Annotated in this window: 29 protein-coding genes; 15 read left to right on the top strand and 14 right to left on the bottom strand. The window is 71.9% G+C overall.

What is annotated here, in order from left to right:
• The first annotated feature begins 3 nt into the window (after positions 1-3).
• On the top strand, positions 4-297 hold the full coding sequence (locus QSJ33_RS00555; RefSeq protein WP_285722089.1) for a YciI family protein: 294 nt from the start codon (positions 4-6) through the stop codon (positions 295-297).
• Positions 298-369: 72 nt separating this feature from the next.
• On the opposite strand, the gene QSJ33_RS00550 is transcribed toward QSJ33_RS00555, so the two are convergent.
• The 8 genes from QSJ33_RS00550 to cysK form a co-directional block, all read right to left on the bottom strand.
• The gene (locus tag QSJ33_RS00550) at positions 370-924 is read right to left on the bottom strand and encodes an OsmC family protein (RefSeq protein WP_285722087.1); all 555 of its coding nucleotides are present in this window, start codon (positions 922-924) and stop codon (positions 370-372) included.
• 263 nt (positions 925-1,187) lie between these two features.
• Positions 1,188-1,592 (bottom strand): cupin domain-containing protein, encoded by a 405-nt coding sequence (locus QSJ33_RS00545; protein WP_285722085.1) that lies wholly within the window; start codon positions 1,590-1,592, stop codon positions 1,188-1,190.
• Positions 1,593-1,596: 4 nt separating this feature from the next.
• Positions 1,597-2,565 (bottom strand): MlaD family protein, encoded by a 969-nt coding sequence (locus QSJ33_RS00540; RefSeq protein WP_285722083.1) that lies wholly within the window; start codon positions 2,563-2,565, stop codon positions 1,597-1,599.
• Entirely contained in the window at positions 2,562-3,236 is a 675-nt protein-coding gene (locus QSJ33_RS00535; protein ID WP_285722082.1) for an ATP-binding cassette domain-containing protein, read from the bottom strand. The genes QSJ33_RS00540 and QSJ33_RS00535 overlap by 4 nt, the downstream gene beginning before the upstream one ends.
• A gap of 2 nt (positions 3,237-3,238) precedes the next feature.
• Positions 3,239-4,024, bottom strand: coding sequence for an MlaE family ABC transporter permease (locus QSJ33_RS00530; protein WP_285722079.1), 786 nt, complete (start codon positions 4,022-4,024; stop codon positions 3,239-3,241).
• A gap of 46 nt (positions 4,025-4,070) precedes the next feature.
• A complete protein-coding gene (locus QSJ33_RS00525; RefSeq protein ID WP_285722077.1) occupies positions 4,071-4,694 on the bottom strand; it encodes a CAP domain-containing protein in 624 nt (207 codons plus the stop codon).
• Positions 4,691-5,113 (bottom strand): DUF4395 domain-containing protein, encoded by a 423-nt coding sequence (locus QSJ33_RS00520; RefSeq protein ID WP_285722074.1) that lies wholly within the window; start codon positions 5,111-5,113, stop codon positions 4,691-4,693. The genes QSJ33_RS00525 and QSJ33_RS00520 overlap by 4 nt, the downstream gene beginning before the upstream one ends.
• Before the next feature lie 56 nt (positions 5,114-5,169).
• On the bottom strand, positions 5,170-6,132 hold the full coding sequence (gene cysK, locus QSJ33_RS00515; RefSeq protein ID WP_285722072.1) for a cysteine synthase A: 963 nt from the start codon (positions 6,130-6,132) through the stop codon (positions 5,170-5,172).
• Positions 6,133-6,255: 123 nt separating this feature from the next.
• On the opposite strand from cysK, the gene QSJ33_RS00510 reads away from it, so the two are divergent.
• The 3 genes from QSJ33_RS00510 to QSJ33_RS00500 all read left to right on the top strand — a co-directional run bounded on the left by QSJ33_RS00510 (position 6,256) and on the right by QSJ33_RS00500 (position 8,559).
• Complete coding sequence (locus QSJ33_RS00510; RefSeq protein ID WP_285722071.1) at positions 6,256-6,684, top strand: RrF2 family transcriptional regulator; 429 nt, start codon at positions 6,256-6,258, stop codon at positions 6,682-6,684.
• A 61-nt stretch (positions 6,685-6,745) separates the two neighbouring features.
• Positions 6,746-7,615: an RluA family pseudouridine synthase gene (locus tag QSJ33_RS00505; RefSeq protein ID WP_285722069.1), complete on the top strand. Its 870-nt coding sequence runs from the start codon at positions 6,746-6,748 to the stop codon at positions 7,613-7,615.
• On the top strand, positions 7,612-8,559 hold the full coding sequence (locus QSJ33_RS00500; RefSeq protein WP_285722066.1) for a diacylglycerol/lipid kinase family protein: 948 nt from the start codon (positions 7,612-7,614) through the stop codon (positions 8,557-8,559). Before QSJ33_RS00505 ends, QSJ33_RS00500 begins: the two co-directional genes overlap by 4 nt.
• A 55-nt stretch (positions 8,560-8,614) precedes the next feature.
• On the opposite strand, the gene QSJ33_RS00495 is transcribed toward QSJ33_RS00500, so the two are convergent.
• On the bottom strand, positions 8,615-9,460 hold the full coding sequence (locus QSJ33_RS00495; protein ID WP_285722065.1) for a hypothetical protein: 846 nt from the start codon (positions 9,458-9,460) through the stop codon (positions 8,615-8,617).
• Positions 9,461-9,576: 116 nt separating this feature from the next.
• On the opposite strand from QSJ33_RS00495, the gene murC reads away from it, so the two are divergent.
• From murC to QSJ33_RS00480, 3 genes are read left to right on the top strand one after another with little or no spacing between them, the layout of a single operon-like run.
• The gene (murC, locus tag QSJ33_RS00490) at positions 9,577-10,953 is read left to right on the top strand and encodes a UDP-N-acetylmuramate--L-alanine ligase (protein ID WP_285722064.1); all 1,377 of its coding nucleotides are present in this window, start codon (positions 9,577-9,579) and stop codon (positions 10,951-10,953) included.
• A 5-nt stretch (positions 10,954-10,958) separates the two neighbouring features.
• The gene (locus QSJ33_RS00485) at positions 10,959-11,528 is read left to right on the top strand and encodes a UbiX family flavin prenyltransferase (RefSeq protein ID WP_285722063.1); all 570 of its coding nucleotides are present in this window, start codon (positions 10,959-10,961) and stop codon (positions 11,526-11,528) included.
• Entirely contained in the window at positions 11,525-12,439 is a 915-nt protein-coding gene (locus QSJ33_RS00480; protein ID WP_285722062.1) for a carbohydrate kinase family protein, read from the top strand. Before QSJ33_RS00485 ends, QSJ33_RS00480 begins: the two co-directional genes overlap by 4 nt.
• On the opposite strand, the gene QSJ33_RS00475 is transcribed toward QSJ33_RS00480, so the two are convergent.
• Genes QSJ33_RS00475 through QSJ33_RS00465 form a run of 3 tightly spaced genes read right to left on the bottom strand, consistent with a single transcriptional unit; the run spans position 12,436 to position 15,554 of the window.
• Positions 12,436-13,365: a cell division protein FtsX gene (locus QSJ33_RS00475; RefSeq protein WP_285722060.1), complete on the bottom strand. Its 930-nt coding sequence runs from the start codon at positions 13,363-13,365 to the stop codon at positions 12,436-12,438. The genes QSJ33_RS00480 and QSJ33_RS00475 overlap by 4 nt on opposite strands.
• On the bottom strand, positions 13,362-14,438 hold the full coding sequence (locus tag QSJ33_RS00470) for a hypothetical protein (RefSeq protein WP_285722059.1): 1,077 nt from the start codon (positions 14,436-14,438) through the stop codon (positions 13,362-13,364). The genes QSJ33_RS00475 and QSJ33_RS00470 overlap by 4 nt, the downstream gene beginning before the upstream one ends.
• A 9-nt stretch (positions 14,439-14,447) precedes the next feature.
• Positions 14,448-15,554, bottom strand: coding sequence for a DUF4388 domain-containing protein (locus QSJ33_RS00465; RefSeq protein ID WP_285722058.1), 1,107 nt, complete (start codon positions 15,552-15,554; stop codon positions 14,448-14,450).
• Positions 15,555-15,657: 103 nt separating this feature from the next.
• On the opposite strand from QSJ33_RS00465, the gene ribB reads away from it, so the two are divergent.
• Genes ribB through trxA form a run of 3 tightly spaced genes read left to right on the top strand, consistent with a single transcriptional unit; the run spans position 15,658 to position 17,608 of the window.
• Positions 15,658-16,779 (top strand): 3,4-dihydroxy-2-butanone-4-phosphate synthase, encoded by a 1,122-nt coding sequence (gene ribB, locus QSJ33_RS00460; RefSeq protein ID WP_285722055.1) that lies wholly within the window; start codon positions 15,658-15,660, stop codon positions 16,777-16,779.
• Positions 16,776-17,270, top strand: coding sequence for a Crp/Fnr family transcriptional regulator (locus QSJ33_RS00455; RefSeq protein WP_285722053.1), 495 nt, complete (start codon positions 16,776-16,778; stop codon positions 17,268-17,270). The genes ribB and QSJ33_RS00455 overlap by 4 nt, the downstream gene beginning before the upstream one ends.
• Before the next feature lie 17 nt (positions 17,271-17,287).
• On the top strand, positions 17,288-17,608 hold the full coding sequence (gene trxA, locus QSJ33_RS00450; protein ID WP_285722051.1) for a thioredoxin: 321 nt from the start codon (positions 17,288-17,290) through the stop codon (positions 17,606-17,608).
• Between the two features lie 61 nt (positions 17,609-17,669).
• Here the strand turns inward: trxA and QSJ33_RS00445 are convergent, their stop codons facing one another.
• Together QSJ33_RS00445 and QSJ33_RS00440 are read right to left on the bottom strand one after the other, a co-directional pair.
• Positions 17,670-18,581, bottom strand: a complete 912-nt coding sequence (locus QSJ33_RS00445; protein WP_285722050.1) for an ATP-binding response regulator — start codon at positions 18,579-18,581, stop codon at positions 17,670-17,672.
• A 28-nt stretch (positions 18,582-18,609) separates the two neighbouring features.
• Positions 18,610-19,860: a 3-deoxy-D-manno-octulosonic acid transferase gene (locus tag QSJ33_RS00440; protein ID WP_285722048.1), complete on the bottom strand. Its 1,251-nt coding sequence runs from the start codon at positions 19,858-19,860 to the stop codon at positions 18,610-18,612.
• Between the two features lie 45 nt (positions 19,861-19,905).
• Here QSJ33_RS00440 and QSJ33_RS00435 point away from each other — a divergent pair, with 45 nt between their 5' ends.
• The 5 genes from QSJ33_RS00435 to QSJ33_RS00415 all read left to right on the top strand — a co-directional run bounded on the left by QSJ33_RS00435 (position 19,906) and on the right by QSJ33_RS00415 (position 25,791).
• Positions 19,906-20,934, top strand: coding sequence for a CobW family GTP-binding protein (locus tag QSJ33_RS00435; protein ID WP_285722046.1), 1,029 nt, complete (start codon positions 19,906-19,908; stop codon positions 20,932-20,934).
• A 75-nt stretch (positions 20,935-21,009) separates the two neighbouring features.
• Positions 21,010-23,502, top strand: a complete 2,493-nt coding sequence (locus tag QSJ33_RS00430; protein WP_285722044.1) for a Tex-like N-terminal domain-containing protein — start codon at positions 21,010-21,012, stop codon at positions 23,500-23,502.
• Positions 23,502-24,098, top strand: a complete 597-nt coding sequence (locus tag QSJ33_RS00425) for a hypothetical protein (protein WP_285722042.1) — start codon at positions 23,502-23,504, stop codon at positions 24,096-24,098. Before QSJ33_RS00430 ends, QSJ33_RS00425 begins: the two co-directional genes overlap by 1 nt.
• Positions 24,099-24,116: 18 nt before the next feature.
• Positions 24,117-24,962, top strand: coding sequence for a signal peptidase I (gene lepB, locus QSJ33_RS00420; protein WP_285722041.1), 846 nt, complete (start codon positions 24,117-24,119; stop codon positions 24,960-24,962).
• A 4-nt stretch (positions 24,963-24,966) separates the two neighbouring features.
• Entirely contained in the window at positions 24,967-25,791 is an 825-nt protein-coding gene (locus tag QSJ33_RS00415) for a S1/P1 nuclease (RefSeq protein ID WP_285722039.1), read from the top strand.
• Position 25,792 lies beyond the last annotated feature (1 nt).

Below are 25,792 nucleotides of genomic sequence, written 5' to 3'. Positions count from 1 at the left end.
CCCATGTACGCCCTGATGATCGTCCGCTACCGCCGCCCCATCGCCGAGATCGAGGCGGTCACGGAGGCCCACCGGGCCTACCTCCGCACCCTGCAGGCCCAGGGCATCCTGCTGGCCTCGGGCCCCATGGATCCCCGCAACGGCGGCGTCATCCTCTTCCGCGTGCAGGACGCCAACCCCCTGGCGGACCTGGATGCCATCCGCGATGGCGATCCGTTCTTCCAGCAGGGTCTGGCCACCTACGAGCCCCTTGTGTGGAAGGTGAGCTTCGGGAAGGAAGGCCTGGATCGCCTGTAGGATCCCGGACAGAACCCGCGCCACCCCGCGCCGGCCAGAGGCGCAAGGTGGCGCGGGCCCCTGCCGCGCCGGTCAGGTGGTCATCTTGATGTCGACCGGGTTCCGGAAGGTGTCGTAGATCGGCGAGGTCCGCCGGACCTGCTCATGGAGAGCCTTCACCTGCTCGGGGGTGCCGTTGCAGGCGAGGTTCACCTTCACGCGGATCTGGGACAGGCCGGGGCGGATGTCCTTGTCCAGTTCGAGGAACCCCCGGAGGTCCGTGTCGGCCTCCAGGTCGAAGCTGAGGCTGGTGATCTCGATGCCCATGGCCGCCGCCGTGTAGGCGTAGGTCACGCTGAGGCAGGAGCTCAGGGCGTGGAGCGCCGCCTCCCCGGCGCTGGGCGCCAGGTCCGTACCGAGGAGGGCGGCGGGTTCATCGCCCTCCATGAAGAGGGGGGCGGCCCGCTTGTGCTCCTGCCCCGCCCCGTAGAGGGAGTCGAACGTGCTCTGGGAGTGGGCCCGGTTGATCCATTTGGCCCGGGACCGGAACGTGAAGCGCCCGAGGTCCGGCTTGGCCTCCACCTGGGCCACCATGGCGTTCAGGTCCTCCACATTCACGCCATTGTGGATGGTTGCGATGCTGCCCATGGGTCCTCCTTTGGACAGGCGCTTCCGGCCACAGGGAGGCCGGGCCTCCCTGGCACGGAAGCGAAGATGGGACACCCGCGGGGCCCCCGCGCACCGCAGGGTCCCCCGGAAACAGGCCCCCAGCATGGGGCGGTTTGAGGATGATTCAAGGTCGCAAAGACCAGACCACCCTGGCCAATGCGGATCCTCCCGGGATCCAACCCTTGCGACGCCCTCGCGCCCTGGCAGGGCCCCTGCAGACCTTCAGGCGGGGCCAGCAGGGATCAGCCCTGCCCCTCCCCGGGGTGGGCCGCGTTGACGGTTCCCTCCCCCGGCGTGATGAAGAGGATCCTGCATTCGCCTTCGATGCTGGCGGTGTGCCAGGTGCCCCTCGGGATGATCACGGAGGTCCCCGGCCTGTCGAAGGGGAGGGTCCGGGCGCTGCCCCCTTCCCAGAGCCGCAGTTCGGCCCGGCCGGACAGGAGGACCAGGATCTCATCGCCCATGGGATGCCGCTCCCAGGTGGGCCAGTCCCGGTCGAACCAGTGCACCGCCACAAGCAGGCACTGCCGGAATCCCTGGAACCGGGCCTCGAGATCCTGGTAGAGCGTCGGCCCCACTGGGACCGGATGGACCGACAGCCCAGGATCCACCACCAGGAACGTAGTCTTCAGATCCATCGGCAGCATGGCTTCACCTCCCCGGGCCAGGGGCCTGTCTCGCGGCCTCCAGCGCCTTCCGTGCCTTCTCGCGTTCGGCATCGCTGGGCGTACCCCACACGGCCCGGCTGGGCTTCTGCTTGAGGAGCTGGAGCAGTTCCTCGACGGAATCGAGGGATCGGCGCAGGGTCTTGAGGCTGGTTTCCAGCTCAGGCTGGTCCTCGGCGCGGAACCTCGAGAGCAGGGCGTCCGCCTGCTGGAGGGTGGCGGCCAGGCTCACCACGATGCGGTCCAGTTCCGGTCGCCGCGACTCCAGCAGCCCGCGGGTGATGGCCAGGCTCTTCTCCAGGTCCGCCAGGGCCTTGTCCGCCTCGCCCATGCTGCGGTCCGCGTGGCCCACGAGGCCGCGCCCCTCCTGCGCGAGGGCCTGGAATTCCCGCAGGGCGCCGTTCAGGGACTGGAGCGCCTGCTTCACCGCGGGATGGTCCAGCACGTCGCCCAGGCCGTGGGTGCGCAGGCGGTCGCGGAGGGCCTCCACGCTCCCAGTGAGGGTGTCGAGCAGCCGGTCCGCCTTCTCCAGCACACTGCCGAGGGACACGCCCTGGTCGCCCGGGATCTGGTCGCCGGGGGCCAGGACCACCGTCCGCTCCGCCGGGTCCGGGAGCTGGAGGTCCAGGAAGGTGCTGCCCAGGCCCTTGGCGGCCACCAGGGCCCGGGTGCCCCGCCACAGGCGGATGTCCTGGCGGATGGAGAGGGTGGCGAGGAAGTGGTAGTCCACACCCTCCTGGCGCATGTCCACCCGATCCACGGCGCCCACGCGATAGCCCTTGAGCTCCACATCGCTGCCGGGCGCCAGGCCCTCCATGCTGTCCAGGCGCACCACCAGCGGGTAGGACCGCTCCACCACGGCGCGGGCGTTCTTGAAGACCAGCAGGCCCAGGAACAGCCCCAGGGCCGCGAGGACGAAGGCGCCCAGCCGGACATCCTGCTTGTCGAAGTTCATGGCTGCTCCGGGTCGGAAGGGGAGAGGCCGCCCGGCGCCAGATGCAGGCGCCGCGCGGGAAGGCCGGCGAAGGGGCCGGGGTCCTCCAGGGCCAGGACGAGGGTGCGGGCCGGGTCGGCCGCCCAGGCCTGGATCAGGTCCAGGACCTCGGCCCGGTCGCCGCTCTCCACGCCCTCCAGGGGATCGTCCAGGATGACGAGGTCGGGTTCCAGGGCCGCGACCCGGGCGTAGCTGGCCAGCTTGCGGGCCCCGGCGCTCACGGCGTGGGGGCGGAAGCCGGCCACGGCCCCGAGTCCGAAGCGGGACAGGGCGCGTTCCGCGCGGCCCACCGCCTCGCCCGCGGACATCCCCCCGAAGCGCAGGGGCAGCGTCACGTTGTCCCGCAGCGTCTGGTTGGAGAGCAGCCCGCCCTGGGCGAAGACGAAGCCGAGCCGGACGCGGCCCGCCAGGGCCAGGGCGCCCTCCCCGGGCCAGAGGTCCACGCCGCCCACGCGGACCCGCCCGGAGCGCGGCGGGAGCGTGCCCGCCAGGGCCCGGAGCAGCTGGCTCTTGCCGCATCCGCCCGGCCCGAGCACCAGCAGGTTGGCCCCGGGCTCCAGCGACAGGTGAAGGCCCGAGAAGAGCGGGCGTCCGTCCGGAGCATCGAGGGCGAGGTCGTCGGCGAGGAGCATGGTCAGAAGTAGAAGAAGGCGGTCACGAGACCGTCCAGCAGGAAGACCGCCACCAGGGCGGAGACGACCGTCTTGGTGACGGCCTGGGGGATCTCCGTCTGGCTGCGGCGGATGCCGAGGCCGTAGTGACAGGCGTGGAAGGCGATGGCCCCGCTGAAGAGGGCCACCTTGAGCAGGGTGGCCGCCAGGTCGCGGTTCATGAGGGCGTCGCGGACGGAATCCATGAAGAAGCCCAGGGTCACGCCGTGCTTGAGCCGCGCCACCAGGAAACCGCCGACCAGGGCCGAGGCGTCGAAGAACACCACCAGGGCGAACACCGAGACCAGCACGCCCAGCCAGCGGGGCAGCAGCAGGTACTGGTAGGGGTTCACGCCGTGGGCCGCCAGGGCGTCCACCTCGCCGTTCAGCTGCATGGTCCCCAGCTCCGCGGCGATGGCCGTGGCGCTGCGGCCGATGACCAGCACCGCGGTGAGCAGCGGCCCCAGCTCGCGGAAGATGATGAGCACCATGAGCAGGCCGATGTAGTTCTCCGCCCCCAGGCCGGAGAGCTGGCTGAAGGCCTGGATGAGCGTGACGCCGCCCAGCAGCAGGGCCGTGCCGCAGGTCAGCAGCAGGGCGTCGAGGCCCGTGAAGCGGATCTGGAGCCGGGCCTGGGCGCCCACCACCGGGAGCTGGTCCAGGCGCAGGGTCAGGGCGTAGCGGAGGGTCTGGAGCACCAGGTGGGCCTGGTCGCCCAGGAACACCAGGAACCGGCGCACCGGCGCGCCCAGACTCGCCAGGAAGCCCATGCCATCTCCGGGAAGGGATGGCCCAGGCTAGCAGGAAACCCCATCCTCAGCGGTCCGCCACGAAGCCGTCGGCATAGTCGATGACGCAGACCGTGCCGTACTGCGCGTGGGCCGCCGCCCCCGCCCCGGCCTGGTGGAGGTCCGGGTTGAAGAGGTTCTTCCGGTGCCCGCGGCTGGGCACCCCGTCGTCCACCAGCAGCTGGACCACCACCAGCCGGGGATCGTCCTCGCCGGTGCTGATGTTCTCGGCCACCAGGGACTGCCAGCGCCCCAGACGGTCCAGCCGGGCCGCGGGCCCGCTGCCGTCCCGGCCCTGGTGGCTGAGCAGGCCCCGTGAGCCCAGGTACTGCGCGTGCGCCTTGGCGGCCCGGGCCAGCCCCTCGTTGAAGCGCAGGGGACCCGCGGGACGGGCCGTTTCCAGGAAGCGGATGGCCTCGTCCAGGGCCGCCACGCCCTCCTCCGTGCGCAGGGGCACCCGCCCGGGCCGACGCCAGAGGGTGCCCTCGAAGGCGTCCCGGAGGGCGCGGAGGTGCTCGGCATAGGCGCGCGGCGACACGCGGGCGTCGCTCATCTCCTGGACCACGGCCCGCTCGAAGGCCGTGGCCTTCTCCGCCGCAGGAGCCCCGGCCTGGAGGAGCGAGGCGGCGAGGAGGAGGGCAACGGGTCTCATGGGGTCCCCAGGCGGTGCCCCCCAGGATAGGCACGGATCAGCCAGGGATGGAGGCGGCAGGCCAGGCAGAATCCGAAGGCCGCTTCCAGACCCGCGCAGACGGCCAGGACGGCCGCCAGGCCGAGGCCCAGGGTGCGGGCCCCGGCCAGCAGCGCCAGCGCTGTCCCCAGGGAGAACAGGCAGCCCACCGAGGCGGCGAAGCGCTTGGGGCCGGCGTTGACCGGCCGCGGGGCCAGCCCCGCCAGCCGGCGCGCCAGCCCGGCGGCGCGGGCGACGGGGCTGAGGTCCGGCCACCCGGCGGCACGGAGGCCGAAGTCCGCCGCCAGGGCCAGGGCGAGCCAGCCCAGGCCCCGCCAGGCGGCGAGGCTGGCGAGAACCAGGACGGCCAGGGCCGCGATCCGCGCCGCCCCGTCGTCCACGAGGCCGGAGACGACGGGACAGCTGGGGCCCTGGGAAGGCGCCGGAGCCGGGCGGCTCAGCGGACCGCCTCCGCCAGGTCCATCTCGGCGTAGAGGGGATGGCTCAGGTAGCGTTCGCCGGTGTCGCAGAGCACCGCCACCACCGTCTTCCCCTGGCCGAGTTCCTTCGCGACCTTCACGGCGGCGTGGACGATGGCGCCGGTGCTGATGCCCGAGAGCAGGGCCTCCTCCCGGGCCAGCCGGCGGGCCATGGCCAGGGCGTCGTCGTAGGCCACGTCCTCGATCCGCTGGAAGGCGTTGCGGTTGAGGATGGAGGGCACGAAGTTGGCGCCGAGGCCCTGGATCTTGTGCGGACCCGCCTTCCCCTGGGTGAGGATGGGCGAATCCAGCGGCTCCACGGCCACCACGAGGGTGCCGGGCTTCTTCTGGGCCAGGACCTCGCCCACCCCGGTGACGGTGCCGCCGGTGCCGATGCCCGCCACGAAGGCGTCCAGCTCGGGCACCTGGGCCAGCACCTCCAGGGCCGTGGTCCGGCGATGGACCTCCGGGTTGGCCGGGTTGTCGAACTGGCGCACCACGAAATAGGAAGGATCGGCGGCGGCCAGTTCCTCCGCCTTCTCCACGGCGCCCTTCATCCCGAGGCTGCCCGGCGTGAGGATCAGCTCCGCGCCGTAGGCCTTCAGGAGGGAGCGACGCTCCTGGGTCATGGTGTCGGGCATCACCAGGGTGGAGGGGTAGCCCTTGGCCGTGGCCACGAAGGCCAGGCCCACGCCCGTGTTGCCGCTGGTGGCCTCCAGGATGCGCATGCCGGGCTTCAGGACGCCCCGGGCCTCCGCGTCCTCGATCATGCTCAGGGCGATGCGGTCCTTCACGGAGCCGCCGGGGTTGGCGCTCTCGAGCTTGAGGTAGATCGTGGCGGCGCCGGCGGGCACCACCCGGTTGAGGCGCACCACCGGGGTGCGGCCGATGAGCTGGTAGGCGTGGTCCACGCGGTCGGGACGGTCGGTGGGGCGGCTCATGGGGTTCTCCGAAGGGGACGGGCGAGGCCCGGATCCAGAAGCATGGCTTCCGATTTCGCAATTGTCAAGTTTGTTAATTGATTTTATTATGTATTCGGTTATCCTCATTCCCGGAGGCGGTTGATGAAAGGTACGGCGAAAGGTCGCTACGGACTTCAGTTCATGGTGGGTTTGGCCCTGCAGGCGGGCCGGGGCCCCGTCCTGGTGGACGCGGTGGCGGCCCGCCAGGCCCTGCCGCCCAAGTTCCTCCGCGTGCTGCTGGGCCCGCTCAAGACCGCCGGTCTCGTGAAGGTGCAGCGCGGTCCCAGCGGGGGCTGCGAGCTGGCGCGGCACCCCAGCCACATCACGGCCCTGGAGGTGATCGAGGCCCTGGAGGGCCGCCTGGGGGCCCCGGAGGCGGAGCCCGGCGCCACCGCCGGGGCGCGGGCCGTGCGGGAGGCCTGGCTCCGCAGTGCGGAGGCGGCCCGGGCCGTCCTCCGGGACACCAGCCTGGCCGACCTCGCCGCCCGCCAGCAGGCCCTGGAGTCCGGCAGCCACGGCTACTCGATCTGACCGGCCGCCGGGTGGCACCAGGGCCGAAGGGGCGTTCCGGGACTGCGTGTAGGCTGAAGCCATGGCCTTGCAGAAATGGACCTTCACCGTGGCCGCGGAGGACAGCACCCTCCGCCTGGACCAGCTCGTCGCCCAGCGCACCGGGCTCAGCCGCCGGGCCGCCCGGGAGGCGCTGAAGCTCGGCGGCGTGCAGGTGGACCGGAAGCGGATGCGGGTGGCGGGCCGCCTGCTGAAGGCCGGCACGGAGGTCCGCGTGGCCTTCGATCCCGACCTGCCGCCCGTGCCGGAGATGGCCATCCCCGTGGTCTTCGAGGACCCCTGGCTGCTGGCCGTGGACAAGCCCGCGGGCCTGGCCACCCAGGGCACCTGGGCCTCGGACCGCCACGACCTGCTGGCCCTCCTGAAGGCCCAGCGCCCGGACCTGAAGCTGTTCCTCCACCACCGCCTGGACCAGGGCACCTCGGGCCTGCTGCTCTTCGCCAAGGACGCCGCCGCCAACCCCGGCCTCGCCACGGCCTTCGCCTCCCGGGACATGGAGAAGCTCTACCTGGCGCGGCTGTCCGAGCCCCTTGGGGCCTGCACCGTGGAGGCCCCCATCGGGCGGTTGCGCGGCGCCGATCCCGGACGCTTCGGCTGCGTCGGCGACCTGCTGGAACCCAAGTCCGCCCGCACGGACTTCCGCCCCGCCACGGGCGAGGAGACCGCGGGCCTCGTGCCCGGCCACTACGTCGTGGCCCGGCTCCACACGGGCCGCACCCACCAGATCCGCGTCCACCTGGCCCACCTGGGGCACCCCATCCTCGGCGACACCCTCTACGGCGGCGCCCCCTCGGACCGCCTCTGGCTCCACGCCTGGCGGCTGGGACTGAAGCACCCCGTCACCGGCGACGACCTGCGCCTGGAGGCCCCGCCCGCCCGGTTCCGGGCATGAGGCTGCCGGTCCTCTTCAACCCCGCGTCGGGCACGCATCCCAAGGATCCGGACGCCCTGCTCCGGCCCCTGCCGAAGGAGCTCCGGGACCGGGTGGAGCCCCTGCCCTTCGGCCCGCCCTGGGATTACGCCCCCGCCATCGCCCAGGCCAGGGCGGCGGGAGGTCCCCTGCTGGTCTGGGGCGGGGACGGCACCATGCACCATGCGGCCCGGGCCCTCCTCGACGCCGGCTGCCCCGTGGCCATGGGCGTCATTCCCGGCGGCAGCGGCAATGGGCTGGCGCGGGGCCTCCGCACGCCCCTGGAGCCGGAGGGAGCGCTCCAGCGCCTGCTGGAGGGGCGGGAGCTGCAGGTGGACCTGCCGCGGCTGGACGGCGTCCCCTTCCTCAACCTCTGCGGCACCGGCTTCGAGGCGGCCGTGGCCCACCGCTTCGCCGGCCTGCCCTCCCGCGGCTTCGCCAGCTACGCCCGGGCCACCTGGCAGCTCTGGCGGACCTGGCCCGAGGCGGATCTGCGTTGGGACGCGCTCCGCGGGCCGGATCCCGAGCCCACGTCGGGGTTCCAGCGCATCCGGGAGGCCTGGCGGGGCCACGACCCGGACCTTCCCGAGCGGGCCTGGAGCCTGTGTTTCGCCAACCTGCCGCAGTACGGGTCGGGCCTCTGGATCGCGCCCCACGCCGATCCCACGGACGGCGCGTTGCAGTGGGCCAGCCTCCACCGCCCCTCCTGGTTCGACCTGCTGGCCGAGGCCCCCGTGCTGTTCCGGGAGGGCGGCCACACGCCCCTGCGCCAGGAGGGGCGGCTTCTCCGGGCCATCCTCCACCTGGACCGCCCCCTGCCCTGGCACCTGGATGGCGAACCCGCCCCGGAGCGCGACCGCGCCGAGCTCACCGTGGAACCCCGCGCCTTCCGGCTTCAGGTGACGGGGGCCTGTCCCTGGGCATAGGCCTGCCCTGGCGCAGAAACGGCCCCGCCGGGCCGTTTCTGCGGGTGGGAAAGGCTCAATGTGGATACACGGCAGGCCCGGTCAGGCTGGGCCCGGAGAACTCGGCACTGACGCTGGGCGAGGCACCCCAGAGGCCGGCGACCATGGGCACCTGGCTGAGGTCCACCTTCAGGGGATCCCAATCCCGGCGGATGGTGAGGGTGTAGGGGCTGTCCTTGTCGGACCACCACGCCGGGTCATCCACGATGATGTACATCGCCGTGGCCTCCTTGGCGGGGTTCGTGAGGGTGATCATCACGGGCTGAGGCGCCATGGCCGCCTGGAGCATGCCGGGCCCGGGCTGTCCCCACTTGTTCACGGCCATGAGCCGGAACCAGCCGATCTTCGGGTGGTGGACCTCCACCTGGATGCGGCCACCGGCAGGCACCGCCACCCCGTAGGCCCGCCAGCCTGCGGGACGCTGGGTGTAGTCGGAGAGGGCGCTGACGCCCACGCCCACCGGCGTCACCGGGAGGAAGCCCCTCCGGGACAGCCACTGGATCTGGGCCATGAGATCCCGGCCCTGCCAGTAGGTGAGGGTCGGCTGGACCCTGCAGCGCTCCCAGGCGGGCGGCACGATGATCCGGGTGCCGGCATACATCGAGACCCGGCCTCCCTGGGGCAGGGCGGTGGGCCGTCGGCCCATGGGCCCGTCCTCCACACCAGCGCTGCTGCGGCCACCGCGGGGCCCGACGGGCATGGGGGTACCCGAGCGCTGTTCGTCCATGGAGCGCATGGGCATGGGGGCGCGCGGCTGTGGCGTGGCGCGACGCCCCTGCTCGTCTTGTGGCGAAGCGCCACAGAGAAGGGAGGTCAACGCCAGGGCGGCGAGGGTGCGGAACTGCAGGCTGGCGGACGTCATGTCTTACCTCCGAGTTCGCTGGACGCCACGTGGCGTCATGCCCCTGAAGCGAGGTCCGTGCCACGGGGGGGCCATGAGGCGATATGCTGGCCCCATCAAGCTTCGGGGGAGATCCGGTGTTCGGCAAGATCCAGCACATTCATTTCGTGGGCATCGGGGGCATCGGCATGTCGGGCATCGCCGAGGTGCTGGCCAACCTCGGCTACCAGGTCTCTGGCTCCGACCTGAAGGAGAGCGCCGTCACCCAGCGGCTGCGGAGCCTGGGCATCACCGTGCACCTGGGCCACCTCGGCCGCGCCATCGAAGGGGCCCAGGTGGTGGTGATCTCCTCGGCCGTGAAGGGCGACAACCCGGAGGTCGTGGCCGCCCATGCCGCCAAGGTGCCCGTGATCCCCCGCGGCGAGATGCTGGCGGAACTCATGCGCATGAAGTACGGCGTGGCCGTGGCCGGCTCCCACGGCAAGACCACCACCACCAGCATGATCGCCCAGGTGCTGAGCCAGGGCGGCATCGATCCCACCATCGTCATCGGCGGGAAGCTGGGCACCATCGGCAGCAACGCCAAGCTGGGCAAGGGCCCCTTCCTCGTGGCCGAGGCGGACGAGAGCGACGGCAGCTTCCTCATGCTGAACCCCACCCTCGCCGTGGTGACGAACATCGACCGGGAGCACCTGGACCACTACCGCAACCTGGAGGAGATCCAGGAGGCCTTCGTGACCTTCGCCAACAAGGTGCCCTTCTACGGATCCGTGTTCCTCTGCATGGATGATCCCCACGCCGCGGCGGTGCGGCCCCGTCTCAAGCGCCAGGTGCACACCTACGGCACGCACCCCCAGGTGGACATCCGCGCCCGGGAGATCCGCCAGGAGGGCTTCCGCACCCACTTCAAGGTCAGTGCCTTCGGCGAGGACCTGGGCGCCTTCAGCCTGGGCGTGCCCGGCCACCACATGGTGCTGAACGCCCTGGCCGCCATCGGCGTGGCCCTGGAACTGAACGTGGAGCGGGAGGTGGTGCGCGCCAGCCTCGCGAGTTTCACGGGGGCCGACCGCCGCTTCCAGCTCAAGGGCGAGAAGGGCGGCGTGCTCGTCATCGACGACTACGGGCACCACCCCACGGAGATCGCCGCCACCCTGGCGGCGGCCCGGGCCGGGTTCCCGGAGCGCCGCATCGTCGCCGCCTTCCAGCCCCACCGCTACAGCCGCACCAGGGCCCTGCTCGACGAGTTCGGCACGGCCTTCTTCGAGGCGGACGTGGTGGTGGTCACGGACATCTACCCCGCCGGGGAACCCCCCCTCCAGGGCGTGGACGGCACCGCAGTCGTGGAGGCCCTGCGCGCACACGGACAGAAGGAGGTCCACCTGGCCGGTCGGGTCGAGGATCTGCCGGCGGCCCTGCTGGGGATCACGCGGCCCGGGGACCTGCTCCTCACCTTCGGGGCCGGGTCCATCACCCACGCCGGTCCCCAGTTCCTCGACCTCGACCGGCCGGAGTGAGGACCGTGGGCCGGCGCGTCACCCTCGCCATCACGGGCGCCTCGGGCTCGGCCTTCGGCGTGGCCGTGCTCCGGCGGCTCAGCGCGAACCCGGAGGTGGAGCAGGTCGCCCTCCTACTCTCCCCCACCGGGAAGCGCTGCCTGCTGGATGAGACCGGTCTCACCCCGAAGGAGCTGGCCACCCTGCCCAAGGTGGGCCTGCGCGACGAGCGGGACCTGGGCGCCGACATCTCCTCGGGCTCCTTCCGCCAGGACGGCATGGCCCTCGTGCCCTGCAGCGCGGGCGCCCTGGGCCGCATCGCCGCCGGGGTGAGCGAATCCCTGGTCAGCCGCGCGGCGGACGTCTGCCTGAAGGAGCGCCGCCCCCTGGTGCTCTGCCTGCGCGAGACGCCGCTCAACCGCATCCACCTGGAGAACATGCTGCGCGTCCACGACGCCGGGGCGGTGGTCATGCCGATCATGCCGGGCTTCTACAGCGGGCCGAAATCCCTCGATGACCTCTTCGACACCTTCGCCACCCGCGTGCTCGACCAGCTGGGCCTGAGCGAGCCGGACGCCCGGCGGTGGCGCGGATGAGCCCCGCCGAGGTCGTCGTCCTCGGCAACCTGGGCGTCGACACGAACGTCTATCTGCCCCCGCAGGTTCCTGCGGGCCCGGCGGAAACCACCTTCACGGAGAACCTGGACTGCGTCGGCCAGGCCGGCGGCTACGCCAGCCTCGGCTATGCCCGCCTGGGGCGGCGCACGGCCTTCATCGGCCACGTGGGCGACGATGCGCCCGGACGGCTCTGCCGCGACACCCTCGCCGCAGCCGGGGTGGACCTCCGGGCCCTGTTCCTGGATCCCGAAGGCACGGCGCGGAGCGTGAACCTGATGGCCCCGGACGGCAGCCGGCGGAACTTCTACGACGGGAAGGGCCACGCCCGCCTCCATCCGGATCCGGCCGCCTGCCGCGCGGTCCTGGCCGGGGCCCGCCTGGCCCACGTGAACCTGGCGGCGTGGACCCGGGACCTGCTGCCGGTCGCCCGGACCCTGGGGCTCACCCTGGCCTGCGACCTCCAGGACGTGGTGGATCCGACCGATCCCTACCGCGCCCCCTACATCCGCGAGGCCGACATCCTGTTCTTCTCCTCGGCCAACCACGCCGATCCGGAACCCCTGATGGAGGCCTTCCTCGCGGGGCGCCCCGACCGCATCGTCGTGGCCGGCCTCGGTCCCAGGGGGTGCGCCCTGGGAACCCGGGCGGGCATCCGCCGGTTCCCACCGGAAATCCTGGAGCGGCCAGTCGTCGATACCAACGGCGCGGGGGATTCCCTGGCCGTGGGCTTCCTGACGGCCCACGTGCTGGAAGGGCGATCGCTGGAGGCCTCCATCCGGCGGGGCCAGCTCGCGGCCCGCCACGCCTGCACCCTGCGGGGCACGTCGGACGGGCTGCTCACCGCTGCGGAACTGGAGGCCTTGGCCCGCGACGCGGGGGTTGAAGGCTAGCCCACGCCCTCCAGGGCGGCCTCGGCCTCGCGCTGGGCCCGGCGGGTGGACAGGAAGGCCCACAGGGCGCCCAGGGCCCCGGTGGCGGCCCCCACGGTGGACAGCAGCGCCATGCTGCGCAAGGAGAAGAAGCCCAGCCGGGCCAGGTCCACCAGGAGGGGCGACAGGCCGCCCAGGCCCCGGGCCATGGGCCACCAGAGGGCGAAGAGGCCGCCCAGGGCCAGGAGGCTCCCCGCCAGGCCGAGGGCGGCACCCTCCACGACCAGGGGGGTGCGGATGAAGCCCTCGGAGGCGCCCACCAGCCGCATGATGGCGATCTCCTCCTCCCGGGCCATGATGCTCATGCGGATCACGTTCCCCGTGGCGAAGCCCGCCGCCAGGAGGAGCAGCAATCCCAGCGTGGCCAAGGCGGAGCGGGCCATGCGGGCCATCTGCTGGAGGTGCTCCAGGCGGGCCTGGTCCACCAGCACGTCGCCCGCCCCGGGCATCTGCCGCAGGCTCTCGCCCACTTCCGTGGCCCGGTGGGCGGCGGTGAGGTCGGGGCGGAGGGTCAGCTCCAGGCTCTCCGGCAGGGCATCGGGCCCGGCGCCGTCCAGCAGGATCCCGGCCTCGCGGGTCGCGGACTGGAACCGCTTCCGGTTCTCCTCGGCGCTGACGCGGCGCACGGCGGTGAAGCGGGGATCCGCCTTGAGCCGGGCCTCCGCCTCCTGGAGGTTCTGCCCGTCCGCGGCGAAGACGACCACCTTGGCCATGCCTTCGAGATGCTGGACGAAGCGGTCCAGGCTCTCCACCAGGAGCAGGCCGCCCCCGGCCAGGAGCAGGCCCGAGGCCAGGGTCAGCACGGCCAGGAAATACTGCCCGCGATGCCGGAACAGGTCCTTCCAGACATCCTGGAGGAGCAGGCCGAGCAGCCGGAGCTGGGTCACGAGGCGTTCCCGTCCATGGCCACGCCGCGGAACACGGTGGTCGAGGGGCTCACGGTCTGGACCTTGGCATCTGTGCCCCCGAGGGGCGACTTCCAGAGGATGAGGGTGGCGTAGCCCGTGGTGCCCTGGCCGCGGAGGCCCACGAGCCAGTCCTTGGTGCCGGGGTGGGCGATGACGCGGAGGTCGGCCTGGGCCGTGGCGCTGCCGAGGGTGAAGGCGGGGGCCTGGTTGTAGGCCATGCCGAACTGCCCGGTGCGGAAGACCTCCACCGGCGCGGCGGTGCTGCCGCTGTCGGTGTTGTGGCGGGCCACGTAGAGATAGCTGTTCCCGGTGTCCAGGGCGAGGCTGCCGTATTCCCCGAGGCCCGTGAGGCTGCCGACGATCACGCTGGAGGCCGGGAAGCCGCCCTGGGCGCCGCTGCGCAGGCGAGGCCCCGTGAGGACATCCGGGCCCACGGGATTGCCGTCCTGGAAGTAGGCGTACACGGTGCCCGATCCGGCGGCCACGCCGGTGCCGCCGCTGTCGCCGCTGGTCTGGAGGGCCTGAAGGGCGATGGTGTTGTCCTGCAGCTGGGTGCTGGCGTTGGCCACCACCCAGATGCGGGTGCCGTTGTCGCCGTTCTCGGTGATGTAGAGGGTGTCGGTCTGGGGGTCGATGCTCGCCTGCCCGAACTTCCCGTTGGTGAGCCGGTCGGTGGTCGAGAGGGTGAAGGAGGTGATGTCGGTGCTTGGGACCGCCCCGGTCTGGCTGCGGAGGCGGTTGATGCGGACGATGGTGCCTGAATCGGACACCAGGTAGAGCAGGCCGCGCTGGCTGTCGAGGCAGAGCCCGCCCCACCCCAGGCTCGACACCTTGCTGAGGAGGCTGGAGGTGAGCGTGCGGTCGGGGGCCGGCGTCGAGGTGGCGGAGTACAGCGCCTCCAGGTCGTTCCAGGCCATCACGGTGCTGCTGGTGGAATCGAAGGCGTAGAGGGCCACCCCCGAGGTGCTGCCGGAGGTGACGGCATCCTTGCAGGCGATGGGGAGGAGCAGCAGCGCGCAGGCCGCGAGGCCGCGCAGGATTCGGACATGCATTCGGACCGCCTACTTGGTGAACAGGGCTTTCAATTGTGCGTTGAGGGTCCGCACAAGTTCCGCATCACAGCCGGCGTCCACCGCCCCGCGGGAGATGGCCAGGGCCAGGCCCTTCACGGCTTCGGGCCCCTCGCCGCCGATGATCTGCTGGGTGGAACGGGCCTGCAGCCGGTTCACCATTTCGTGGTGCGCCTCGGGCAGCACCGTCTTGGCGGCCTGGGCGATGCGCTGGGTGAAGGCCGTCAGCTTGGCCATGCGCACGGGGTCGTCCGCGGAGGCCGCGGGCTTGGGGGGGGCCACGGGCGGGGCGTCGGAGGCCACCCCCCCTCCCACGGTCACCGGGAGGGACTCCTCGGCCTCGGGGAAGCCCTGGATCGGGAAGGTGGGCAGGGGCGGAGGCGCCTGCAGCCTGACGATGGCCGTCTCCTCCTCCCGGGATTCGGGGACGACCGGGCCCAGGCCCAGGCGCTCGGAGATGGGCACCAGGTCGATCGCGGAGGCCGGGGCCGGGGCGGGGGTCGAGGCCGGAGCCGCCGCGGGCGCGGCTTCCAGCTTGGGAGCCTTGCCGGACCGGATGCCCTTCAGATGGATGTGGCCGGCCATCACCAGGCCGTAGAGGTCCTTGGCCACGGTGAGCACGGGCTTCTGGGTGACCTCGGCCAGCTCCGCCACGCTGTAGTAGCCCGTGGCCAGGTTCAGCAGCCGTGCCTCGCGCGGGTTCACGCCCTGCGGCGTCTCGCCGGGCAGCAGCGTGGACTGGGGATAGAGCTCCACGGAGGGCACCTTCTGGCTGATGACGCGCCACTCGTCCATCCGCCGTCCCAGCTCCATGAGGATGGAGGCATTGGGCTTGGTGATGGTGGCGGGGACCTCCTGGGGCCCCTCCTCGAAGCGGTAGCTGCCCTCCAGCCAGAGGGCCACCTCCATGAGGGCGTCGAAGCCCTCGCCGTTGTTGGTGATGGCGTGGATGATGCGCCCGTCCTTCAGGTAGATCCTGGCCTTCGAGGCGTCCTGCTGGACATGGAAGCAGCCCGACTTCCCGCCCTGGCTCACGAGCTGGATGATGTCCGGCAGCGGAGCCTCGCGCATGGAGCCTTGAATCACACCCTGGGACATGGGCAATTCCTCTCGGAAATTGGGCGGCCTATATGGATTTGCGTATCCTACCACGGAGTGCGCCCTTCCCCCGCGGCGGCGCCTCGGCCATCCTGGGGGGCCTATGGACCGCCGACCCGATTCCCCCTTCGCCCCCATCGAGGATGCCATCGAGGCCATCCGGCAGGGCCGGATGGTGGTCGTGGTGGATGACGAGGATCGCGAGAACGAGGGGGACCTCACCCTCGCCGCCGAGCACGTCAGTCCCGAGGCCATCGCCTTCATGGCCACCCACGGGCGGGGCCTCATCTGCGCGGCCCTGGAGGGGTCCCTGCTGGACCGCCTCCAGATCCCCCTCATGGTGCGCGAGAACACCAGCCCCTTCGAGACGGCCTTCTGCGTGAGCGTGGAGGCCCGGGAGGGCACCACCACGGGCATCAGCGCCCAGGACCGGTCCCGCACCATCCAGGCCCTCATCGATCCCGAGTCCCGGCCCCAGCACTTCGTGAAACCGGGCCACGTCTTCCCCCTCCGGGCGCGCCCCGGCGGCGTCCTGGCCCGCACCGGCCAGACCGAGGCCAGCGTGGACCTGGCCCGCCTCGCCGGCCTCCATCCCAGCGGCGTCATCTGCGAGATCATGAAGGACGACGGCACCATGGCCCGGATCCCCGATCTGGTGCCCTTCTGCCGGAAGCACGGCCTCCTCCTCGTGACCGTGGCCGACCTGGTGGCCTACCGGCTCCGCCAGGAGCCCCTGGTGAAGGAGCTGGAGGTCCGGCCCCTGGCCACCTCCTGGGGCGACCTGCGGGTCCACCGCTTCCAGAGCCTCCTGGACGGCGGCACCCACTTGGCGTTCGTGCTGGGCGACCTGGCGGCCGGCGAGCCTCCCCTGGTGCGCGTCCACCTGGAGACCCTGCCGGAGGACCTCCATGGGTTCGATTCGGGCCTCTTCCAGAGGGCCATGGGCGCGCTGGCCCAGGAGGGGCGGGGCGTCCTGGTCTACCTGCGCCGGCACGCCCGGACCCAGGGTGTGCTCGGGGAGGCCCAGGAGGCCGCGCAGCCCCAGGCCATGAGCGACCGCGATTTCGGCGTGGGCGCGCAGATCCTCCGGCAGCTGGGGGTTGGAAAAATGCGCCTCCTCAGCCGTCATGAAACCAAGTACATTGGCCTCCGGGGCTTCGGCCTCGACATCTGCGCCCATGTTCCCCTGGAACAGCCCGCGGCCTCCCCCACGGAACGACGTTGATCGACACCCTTTTCCTGACCCAGTCCCCCCTGTTCAGGAACCTGGACGAGGCGGAGCGTGCCCAGATCCTGATCATCGGGCAGGTCCAGACCTTCGGCGCCGGCCAGGTGATCTTCCGGGAGGGCGATGCCGGGGACGGGCTGTTCATCGTGGTACGGGGATCCGTCCGCATCTCCAAGCGCAGCGTCACGGGCGAGGAGGCCCTGGCCGTCCTGGACCCGCCGGCCTATTTCGGCGAGATGGCCCTCATCGACATGGCCGCCCGGGCCGCGGACGCCATCGCCAACGAGCCCACCGAGCTGTTCTTCATCCCCCTGAAGGACCTCCGGTCCCTCATCGAAGTCCACCACCAGATGGCCCTCAAGATCCTCTACGCCCTCTGCGAAGTGCTCGCGCAGCGGCTTCGCGAGACCAACGAGCGCTACATGAGCATCTTCACCATCGCCCAGTGGGGTGGCGCCAATCCCGACGGCCCCATCCCCGTACCCTGAACCCGAAAGGAGTCACCATGTCCGACCTCGTCGCCCACATCACCGACGCCGACTTCCCCCAGACCGTCTCGCAGGGCGTCACCCTCGTGGACTTCTGGGCCCCCTGGTGCGGACCCTGCCGCATGATCGCCCCCGTGCTCGACGAGCTCGCCGGCGAGCTCCAGGGCAAGGCCAAGATCGTCAAGATCAATGTGGACGAGAACCCCCAGGTGGCCGGCCAGTTCGGCATCATGAGCATCCCCACCCTGATCGTCTTCAAGGATGGCAAGCCCGTGAACAAGATGATCGGCGGCCAGCCCAAGCCGCAGCTCAAGGCCTTCATCGAGAGCGCGCTCTGATCCGGCGCTGAACGGCCGCAGACGGAGGAAGCGCCGGGCCCGCCCGGCGCTTCCTCCGTTTCTATTTGCGCCTGAGCACCATCCGGACCTGGTTGCCCTTCTCGTTGAAGTGCACCTCGTCCATGACGAGCTGGATGAGGGGCAGACCCCGGCCGAAGTGGGGCGCCAGGTCCGAGCCGGGGGGCGGCAGGGTGAGGCGGCTGGTGTCGAATCCCGGGCCCTCGTCGGAGATCTCCAGTTCGAAACGCTCCGTATCCAGGGCGAGGCGGACTTCGATGAGACGCTCCGCGAAGCGGGGATCGGCCATGCGGGCCTCGCGCAGCTTCGTGTAGGGATCCTCCGCCACGAACAGGTCCCCCTTCAGGCTGGAGTCCAGCTCCAGGTTCCCGTGCTCCAGGGCGTTGGCAAGGGCCTCGTGGATGGCCATGGCGATGACGTCGATGTTGGCCGGGGAGGCGAAGCCCATGGGCACCAGCCGGTCGGTCAGATGCCGGATGAGGCTGGGCACATCCAGTTCGTCCGACCGGAACAGGAAGTGGCGCCGCTCGTTCACCAGGCCCCGCAGGCCATCCTCCGCCAGGCGGAAGTCCCGGTGGAGGTCGACCAGGTGGAACACGCTCTGCACCAGGTCGCGCATGGCCAGCGGCTTCATGAACAGGTTCGACGCCCCCATGCGCATGGCCCGGATGGCGTAGTCCACGGAGGCCTGGCCGGTCATCAGCACCACGGGCAGGTGGGGGGCGATGGCCTTCACCTTCCGGATGACCTCGAAGCCGTCCATCCCCTCCATGTTGATGTCGGTGACGACCAGGTCGAACTGGGGCGCCCCGGGCGTCACCAGCCGCGCCAGGGCCTGCTCGCCTTCGGAACAGCTGTGGACCGTCATGCCGTAGTGGCCGAGGGCCGACTCGACCATGTCCAGGACCGCTTCGTCGTCGTCGATCAGCAGGATGTGGGTGCCTCTGCGGGTCATGGCGGCTCCAGGGGGGCGTCCCGGGATTCTAACGGGGCAGCAGGGGTTCCAGGAGGTCGAGGGTGCGTTCGAGGGCCCCCGTCAGGGATCCGGGCAGCACCACGCCCCCGGCCGGAGGGCGCAGGGCTGCGGTTGCGAGGAGGTCGCAGAGGGCGGCGGACAGGTCCGCCTCCTCCGCCACCCGCACCCGGCCCTCGGCCCGCAGGGGCGGCACCAGGTCGTCGAAATTGGCGAAGCCCGGACCGAGGATCACGGGAACGCCCGCCCTGACCGGCTCCAGGGGATTGTGCCCGCCCTCCGCGCGCCACCCTCCCGCCACCAGGGCCACCGTGCCTTCGGCGTAGGCCGCCGGCAGCTCGCCCAGCGTGTCGAGAAGGAGCACGTCCACGTCGGCCCAATCCGCCGCAGTGCAAGGCCAGGGCGCCGAGGCACGCCGGAACCGCACCTCCTGCGCGGCGAAGGACTCCGCCACCCGCTCGAAGCGGCGGGGCTGGCGCGGCGCCAGGATGAGCCGGAGCCCGGGGAACACCGCTCGGGCCGCCCCCCAGGCCCCGAGCACGAGCGCCTCCTCGCCCTCGAGCGTGTTGCCCGCGACGAGGACGGGGAAGGCGGCCCAGGCGGCGCGGAGGTGGGCCCAACCCCCGTGCAGGGGAGTCGGCGGCGGCAGATCCGCCTTGAGGTTGCCGCCCAGGGCGACGTTGCGCGCCCCGAGGCGACGGAAGGCCTCGGCGCTGGCGTCGTCCCTCGCGGCCACCAGGCTGAGGCGCGAAGCCGCCCGACGCAGCCAGGGCCCGCCCCGCCCCAGCGACTTCGGGGTGAGCCGCCCGTTCACCACGCACCTCGGGATGCCCCGCGCTTCCAGGGCCCTCAGCAGGTTGGGCCACAGCTCCGTCTCCAGGGCCACGAAGGCGCCGGGCGCCCGGGCCAGGAAGGGCTCCAGGCCCTCGGGATCATCCAGGGGGAAGGCCCCCCCGCTCACCCGGCCCGTGCCCGCATCCCAGGCCCCCAGGCGCCGGGACAGCAGCTCCAGGCCCGCGGGCGTGCCCGTGGTGAGGTGGATCCGATGCCCCCGGTCCCGCAGGCGGGCCACCAGCCCGTCCGCCAGCAGCAGCTCCCCCACGCTCACGGCATGCACCCAGACCCAGGCCCCCGCGGGCAGGTCGGGCGCCTCGGCCCCCAGGCGCACCCGCCAGCCCGCGGGCACGCCGCGGGCGCAGGCGCGCGCCAGGGCCCCCGCCAGGGAGACGGCGCCGAGGTAGCTCAGGTCGAGGACATCCACGCCTCCACGCTCTCACAATTCGCCCGGCGGCGGCATCATGGAGGGATGTCGCCCGCCGCGCCCCACCCATCCCCGATCGAAGTCCTCATCGTCACCGGGCCCCTGGGGGCCGGGAAGACCACGGCCGTGAACCGCCTGCTGAAGGTCGAAGTCGCGGCGGGCCACCGGGTGGCCGTGCTCATCAACGAATTCGGCGCCGTGAGCGTGGATGGCAGCCTGGTGGGCGCCGAGCGCCCGGAGCTGGCGGGGGTGGAGAACCTCGTCAACGGTTGCGTGTGCTGCAGCCTGCGCGACGACGTGATCGCCACCCTGCGGGCCTGGTGCGACCAGCCGGAGGAGATACGGCCCCACCGGGTGGTGCTGGAGACCACCGGCCTGGCCGACCCCACGGACCTGGTGGACCTGGAGCGGGAACCCGCACTGGAGGGCCGCCTGCGCCTCGCGGGCCTCCTGACCGTGCTCTCCTGCCTGGGGCCCGTGGACCACCTGCGGACCCGGCCCCTGCTGCACCGTCAGGCGGCCCTGGCGAGCCTCATCTACCTCAGCAAGGCAGACCTCGATCCCGCCGCCGCCGTGGCCTGGGAAAGCGAGCTGCGCGCCACCTTCAGGGAGATCCCCCTGGTCCACAGCCGCCACGGCGTCCCGCCGGAAGGCGCCCCGGATCCCTGGCGCGGCGACCTGCGCCCGGTGCCGGAGGGCTGGACCCCGAGCGCCGGGGCGAGCTTCGCGGAGGCCCGGTCCATCACCGTCCACTGGGACCACCCGCTGGATCCCGCGGCGCTGGAGGCCCTCTTCCTCGCGCCGCCTCCCCAGGGCGAGCTCCTGCGCGCGAAGGGTGTCTGCGCCTTCGCCGGCTGGGCGCCCCGGAACGACGGCAGCGACCGCTGGGCCTTCCAGCTCGCGGACGGGCGGCTGGAAGTCTCCCCCCTGCCCCTCCAGGCGGACGGCACGGCGGTGGCCTGCGTGGGCGTGGTCATCGGAACGGGCCTCGACGGCGCCTTCTGGAAGAAATCGCTGCGGGACCTCGAACGGCCGCCAGCCGGCACGCGGCGGAAGGTGGTCCTGGACCCCTGATTCACGCGGGGAGCCGGATCCGCGGCTCCTTGGTATCATCGCAGTTCCTCTTCCCGGGGATCGCAAGGAGCAGGTGTGGATCAAGTGCTGGACCTCATGGCCAAGGAGCTGAAGCTCCCCCGCGCCGGCGTCGCCGCCATCGTGGCCCTCCTGGAGGAAGGGAACACGGTCCCCTTCATCGCCCGCTACCGGAAGGAACGGACCGGCTCTCTCGATGAAGTGGCCATCCGGGCGGTCGAGGACCGCCACACCTACTACAAGGACCTGCTCGAGCGCCGGAAGACCGTGCTCAAGTCCATCCAGGAGCAGGGCAAGCTGACGCCCGAGCTGCAGACGAAGATCGAGGCCACCTGGGTCAAGGCCGAGCTGGAAGACCTCTACCTGCCCTTCAAGCCCAAGAAGCGCACCAAGGCCACCGTGGCCCGGGAGCGTGGCCTGGAGCCCCTGCTCGAGGCCCTGCTCGCCGACGCCACCGGCGCCGACCCGCTGCTGCTGGCCGAGCCCTTCCTGAAGGACGAGGAGGGCCTGCGGACGCCCTCGGAGTGCGTCGAGGGGGCCGGCCACATCCTCGCCGAGCGCCTGGCGGAGGATGCGGAGATCCGCGCCTGGCTCCGCCACGAGTTCCATGAGCAGGGCGTGCTCCATTCCGTGATCCGCGAGGAGCGGAAGGCGGACCAGGCCGCCCTGCGCTTCAAGCCCTACTTCGACTTCTCCGAGCCCATCCGCAAGATCCCCAGCCACCGCCTGCTGGCCCTCCGCCGCGGCGAGAAGGAGGAGATCCTCACCGTCAAGCTGGCGGTGGACCGGGAGAAGTTCGTCACCCACCTGGTGGCCCGCATCGCCATCGAGGCCGCCAGCGGCTACCGGCGCTTCCTGCACGAGGTGGCGGGCGATGCCTTCGACCGCCTGCTGGCCCCCACCATCGAATCCGAGGTGCGCTACGAGGCCAAGAAGAAGGCCGACACCGAGGCCATCAAGGTGTTCCAGACCAACCTCGACCATCTCCTCCTGGCGCCCCCCGCGGGCCAGCGCTGCACCCTGGGCGTGGACCCCGGCATCCGCACGGGCTGCAAGCTGGTGGTCATCAACCGCCTGGGCCAGCTCATCCAGAACGAGGTCATCTACCCCCTGGAGCCCAAGCGGGATCTGGAGGGCAGCCGCGCCCTGCTGGAGAAGCTCTGCTCGGAGAATCCGGTGGAAGCCATCGCCATCGGAAACGGGACGGGCGGGCGCGAGGTGGAGGCCTTCATCCGCGAGTGGCTGCGGGAGACGGGCCGGAACCACATCATCTGCGTGAGCGTGAGCGAGGCCGGCGCCTCGGTGTACTCCGCCAGCGACATCGCCCGCGAGGAGTTCCCCGAGCACGACGTCACCGTGCGGGGCGCGGTGAGCATCGCGCGGCGCTTCCAGGACCCCCTGGCTGAGCTGGTGAAGGTGGACCCCAAGAGCATCGGCGTGGGCCAGTACCAGCACGACGTGAACCAGACCGCCCTGAAGAAGGGCCTGGACGACGTGGTGGAGAGCTGCGTGAACCGCGTGGGCGTGGACCTGAACAGCGCCTCCTATAAGCTGCTGGCCTACGTGGCGGGCATCGGCGAGGGGCTGGCCAAGAACATCGTGGCCCACCGCTTCGAGCACGGCGCTTTCCGGCGCCGGGAGCAGCTGCTCGAAGTGAGCCGCTTCGGCGCCAAGGCCTTCGAGCAGGCCGCGGGCTTCCTCCGGATCCAGGGCGGCGAGGACCCCCTCGACGCGTCGGCGGTGCACCCCGAGAGCTACCCCGTGGTGCAGCGCATCTGCCAGCTCACGGGCAAGACCATCCCCGAGCTCATCGGCAACGATGCCGCCCTGGACGGCCTGGATCCCAAGCTCTTCGTGGACGAGCGGTTCGGCGTGGAGACCGTCCGGGACATCCTGGCCGAGCTGAAGAAGCCGGGCCGCGACCCCCGCCAGCGCTTCGAGGCCGTGCAGTTCCGCGAGGGCGTCAACAAGCCCGACGACCTGGAAGTGGGCATGGAGCTCCAGGGCATCGTCACGAACGTCACCGACTTCGGGGCCTTCGTGGATGTGGGCGTGCACCAGGACGGCCTGGTGCACCTCTCCGAGATCGCCCACCGGTACGTGAAGAACCCCGCCGACGCCCTCAGCGTGGGCCAGGCCGTGAAGGTGAAGGTGCTGGGCGTGGATCTGGCCGCCAAGCGCATCGCCCTCTCGATCAAGGCCCTCCTTCCGGCTCCCGAGGGCGCCGTACGGCCCCAGCAGGGGTCCCACCACCGCCGTCCCCAGGCCCGTCCCGAGGGTGCCCGTCCGCCGAGGCCCGAAGGAACCCGCCCGCCGCGACCCGGCGGACCCCAGGGCGCGCGGCCCGAGGGCCCGCGTCCCCCGCAGGCTGGGGGGCCCCGGCCTCCCCGCCCCGAAGGTCCCCGCCCCCCGCGCCCCCAGACCGAGCGCCCGCCCCGCCCGGAGCGCGAGGCCCGGCCCGCCCAGCCCCGGCGCGAGGCCCCGGCCACCCCGGCCACGGGCGCGTCCCTCGCGGACCTGATGGCCAAGTTCAGCAAGGGTCCCCGGTGATGCGCCGGGTGCTTCCCGCCGCGGCCCTGGTCCTCCTAGCCGCCTGCCAGCCCCAGCCCCGCGGCCCCGTGCGCTACGGTCCCTGGGAGGAGGGCCTGACCCTCGCCTACGAGGATCCCTCCGTGCCCGAGCCGCAGCGGACCCAGCAGCGCCTGCAGCTGCGCGTGGGCCGTGCGTCCTTCCCGACGGACGGCGACGGCACGGTCCGCCTGGACTACACGAGCTACCAGGGCTCCCTGACCCTGGTGCTGCACCACCACGCGGGCGGCATCGCCCTGGTGGGCCCCGACGGCAAGTCCCTGGCCCAGCTCCTGCCCGAGGGCTTCCCCCGCACCCAGGCCTGGGAGGACCACGGCACCGCCTACCAGGTGGTGGGACGCGGGACCTGGGACGGCGCGGCCCTGCTGCCCGCCACCTCCTCGCGGGTCGGCGTGTGGGTGGAGGCCCGCCCCGCGCGCGGCCCCCTGCGCCGGACCCTCTACCTGCCCGATCTCGGCGAGGTGGAATCCACAGAGCTCCGCGGGGGCGAATGGATCCCCGTCAACCGGCTCGTGGGCCGCGGCTTCACCGACCTCCCCATCTCCGGGCGCCCCTAGCGCCCCACCGGAGCCTCCATGGCCGACGAGACGACCGAAGCCACCCTTCCCCCCGGCGCCGCCAAGGGCTCCCTCCGGGACAACCTGGAAGTGGTGTGCTTCGCCATGGTCCTGATCCTGTTCTTCAAGACCTACGTGGGCCAGCAGTTCAAGATCCCCTCCGCCTCCATGCGGAACACGCTGATGATCGGGGACCACCTGCTGGCCAACAAGTTCATCTTCGCCCGCCCCCAGTGGGCCTGGGAGGAGCGGCTCTTCCCCATGCGCTCCGTGGAGCGCGGCGACATCATCGTGTTCCGCTATCCCCTCGACCGCGACCAGGACTATGTGAAGCGCTGCGTGGCCCTGCCCGGCGACACCGTGGAGATGCGCAACAAGCGGCTCTACGTGAACGGCAGGCTGGTCACGGGCCCCTGGGAATACCAGTTCGGGCGCAGCCCCGACGGTCCCACGCCCGGCCCCTGGCCCCTCACCCGGTACGCCGGGGAGGCCGAACAGCCCACGGGGGTGTGGCGGCACACGGACCCCGAGGAACTGTCCATGGACCGCCAGGGCATCGACAGCCTCATCCAGGAGGGCTTCAAGGACAACCTGGGCCCCGTCACCGTGCCGCCCGGCCACCTCTTCGCCATGGGCGACAACCGGGACAACAGCCTCGACAGCCGCTACTGGGGCTTCCTGCCCATGGACCACCTGCGCGGCCGGCCCTTCATCGTGTGGTGGAGCTTCCGCGAGGGGGATTCCGACGACGACAACGGGCGCGTGCCCAACGGCCCCATGGATGTCCTCTCGGATTTCGTGGACGCCGCCCGCCACTTCTTCACCCGCACCCGCTGGGAGCGGACCGGGACCATCCCCCGGTAGCCGCTTGAAGACCCGCCTGCTTCCGCTGCTGCTCGTGACCCTCCCCCTGCTGGCCTGGGGGGACAAGGGCCACCGGGCCGTGGTCAGCCTCTCCCTGACCACCCTCCCGCCCGACGTCCGCGCCTGGTACCGGGGCCGGGAGGACTTCCTGCGGGATCATGCCTCGGATCCCGACCACTGGCGGCAGGACCGCAAGGAGGGGCCCCGGCACTTCCTCGATTGCGAGGCCTACGGCGGCCCCGCGGGCATCCCCCGGGACGAGGCGGCGGCCCAGGCGAAGCTGGGCGGGGACTTCTACCGGAACGGCGTGGTGCCCTGGATCATCCAGGACCGCTGGCGCGACCTCGTCGCCGCCTTCAGGTCCGGCGACCCGGAGAAGGTGGCCTTCGCCACGGCGATCCTGTCCCACTACGTGGCCGACATCCACGTGCCCCTGCACACCACCGACAACCACGACGGCGAGGCCACGGGCCAGCGGGGCGTCCACAGCCGCTGGGAGACGGGCCTGGTGGAGCGCTTCGTCCAGGAGGCCGACCTGAAGGCCGCCCCGGCGTCGGTCGATCCGGACCTCCTCGACCGTCCCTGGGCCTGGCTCGCGGCCTCCCACGCCCTGGTGCCCAGGCTCCTTGCGGATGACCGCGCCGCGGACCGCACCTCGCCGGAGGGCCCCCGTGGAAAGCAGCGGGGCTTCGCCTACTGGGCCATCTTCTGGGGGGAGGAGAAGCCCGTGGTGACGGGCCAGCTGGAAGCGGCGGCCCGGCACCTGGGGGATGCCGAGCTCAACGCCTGGATCGCCGCCGGCCGTCCCGCCGCCCCGGGCGGGAAGTAGG

This window comes from Geothrix rubra, assembly GCF_030268065.1.
GTDB lineage: Bacteria > Acidobacteriota > Holophagae > Holophagales > Holophagaceae > Geothrix > Geothrix rubra.
Note: the sequence above shows the minus strand (reverse complement) of the source record. Positions and strands in the feature narration are given on the sequence as shown.

Bases quoted from the DNA above. Each gene is read 5' to 3' on its own strand.
- QSJ33_RS00555 (WP_285722089.1), top strand. From the start codon at position 4: ATGTACGCCCTGATGATCGTCCGCTACCGCCGCCCCATCGCCGAGATC.
- QSJ33_RS00480 (WP_285722062.1), top strand. From the start codon at position 11,525: ATGAGCCCCGCCGAGGTCGTCGTCCTCGGCAACCTGGGCGTCGACACG.
- QSJ33_RS00505 (WP_285722069.1), top strand. From the start codon at position 6,746: ATGGCCTTGCAGAAATGGACCTTCACCGTGGCCGCGGAGGACAGCACC.
- QSJ33_RS00425 (WP_285722042.1), top strand. From the start codon at position 23,502: ATGCGCCGGGTGCTTCCCGCCGCGGCCCTGGTCCTCCTAGCCGCCTGC.
- lepB (WP_285722041.1), top strand. From the start codon at position 24,117: ATGGCCGACGAGACGACCGAAGCCACCCTTCCCCCCGGCGCCGCCAAG.
- QSJ33_RS00470 (WP_285722059.1), bottom strand. From the start codon at position 14,438: ATGCATGTCCGAATCCTGCGCGGCCTCGCGGCCTGCGCGCTGCTGCTC.
- trxA (WP_285722051.1), top strand. From the start codon at position 17,288: ATGTCCGACCTCGTCGCCCACATCACCGACGCCGACTTCCCCCAGACC.
- cysK (WP_285722072.1), bottom strand. From the start codon at position 6,132: ATGAGCCGCCCCACCGACCGTCCCGACCGCGTGGACCACGCCTACCAG.
- QSJ33_RS00550 (WP_285722087.1), bottom strand. From the start codon at position 924: ATGGGCAGCATCGCAACCATCCACAATGGCGTGAATGTGGAGGACCTG.
- QSJ33_RS00525 (WP_285722077.1), bottom strand. From the start codon at position 4,694: ATGAGACCCGTTGCCCTCCTCCTCGCCGCCTCGCTCCTCCAGGCCGGG.
- QSJ33_RS00540 (WP_285722083.1), bottom strand. From the start codon at position 2,565: ATGAACTTCGACAAGCAGGATGTCCGGCTGGGCGCCTTCGTCCTCGCG.
- QSJ33_RS00545 (WP_285722085.1), bottom strand. From the start codon at position 1,592: ATGCTGCCGATGGATCTGAAGACTACGTTCCTGGTGGTGGATCCTGGG.
- QSJ33_RS00500 (WP_285722066.1), top strand. From the start codon at position 7,612: ATGAGGCTGCCGGTCCTCTTCAACCCCGCGTCGGGCACGCATCCCAAG.
- QSJ33_RS00510 (WP_285722071.1), top strand. From the start codon at position 6,256: ATGAAAGGTACGGCGAAAGGTCGCTACGGACTTCAGTTCATGGTGGGT.
- QSJ33_RS00445 (WP_285722050.1), bottom strand. From the start codon at position 18,581: ATGACCCGCAGAGGCACCCACATCCTGCTGATCGACGACGACGAAGCG.
- QSJ33_RS00465 (WP_285722058.1), bottom strand. From the start codon at position 15,554: ATGTCCCAGGGTGTGATTCAAGGCTCCATGCGCGAGGCTCCGCTGCCG.
- QSJ33_RS00435 (WP_285722046.1), top strand. From the start codon at position 19,906: ATGTCGCCCGCCGCGCCCCACCCATCCCCGATCGAAGTCCTCATCGTC.
- QSJ33_RS00535 (WP_285722082.1), bottom strand. From the start codon at position 3,236: ATGCTCCTCGCCGACGACCTCGCCCTCGATGCTCCGGACGGACGCCCG.
- ribB (WP_285722055.1), top strand. From the start codon at position 15,658: ATGGACCGCCGACCCGATTCCCCCTTCGCCCCCATCGAGGATGCCATC.
- QSJ33_RS00495 (WP_285722065.1), bottom strand. From the start codon at position 9,460: ATGACGTCCGCCAGCCTGCAGTTCCGCACCCTCGCCGCCCTGGCGTTG.
- QSJ33_RS00530 (WP_285722079.1), bottom strand. From the start codon at position 4,024: ATGGGCTTCCTGGCGAGTCTGGGCGCGCCGGTGCGCCGGTTCCTGGTG.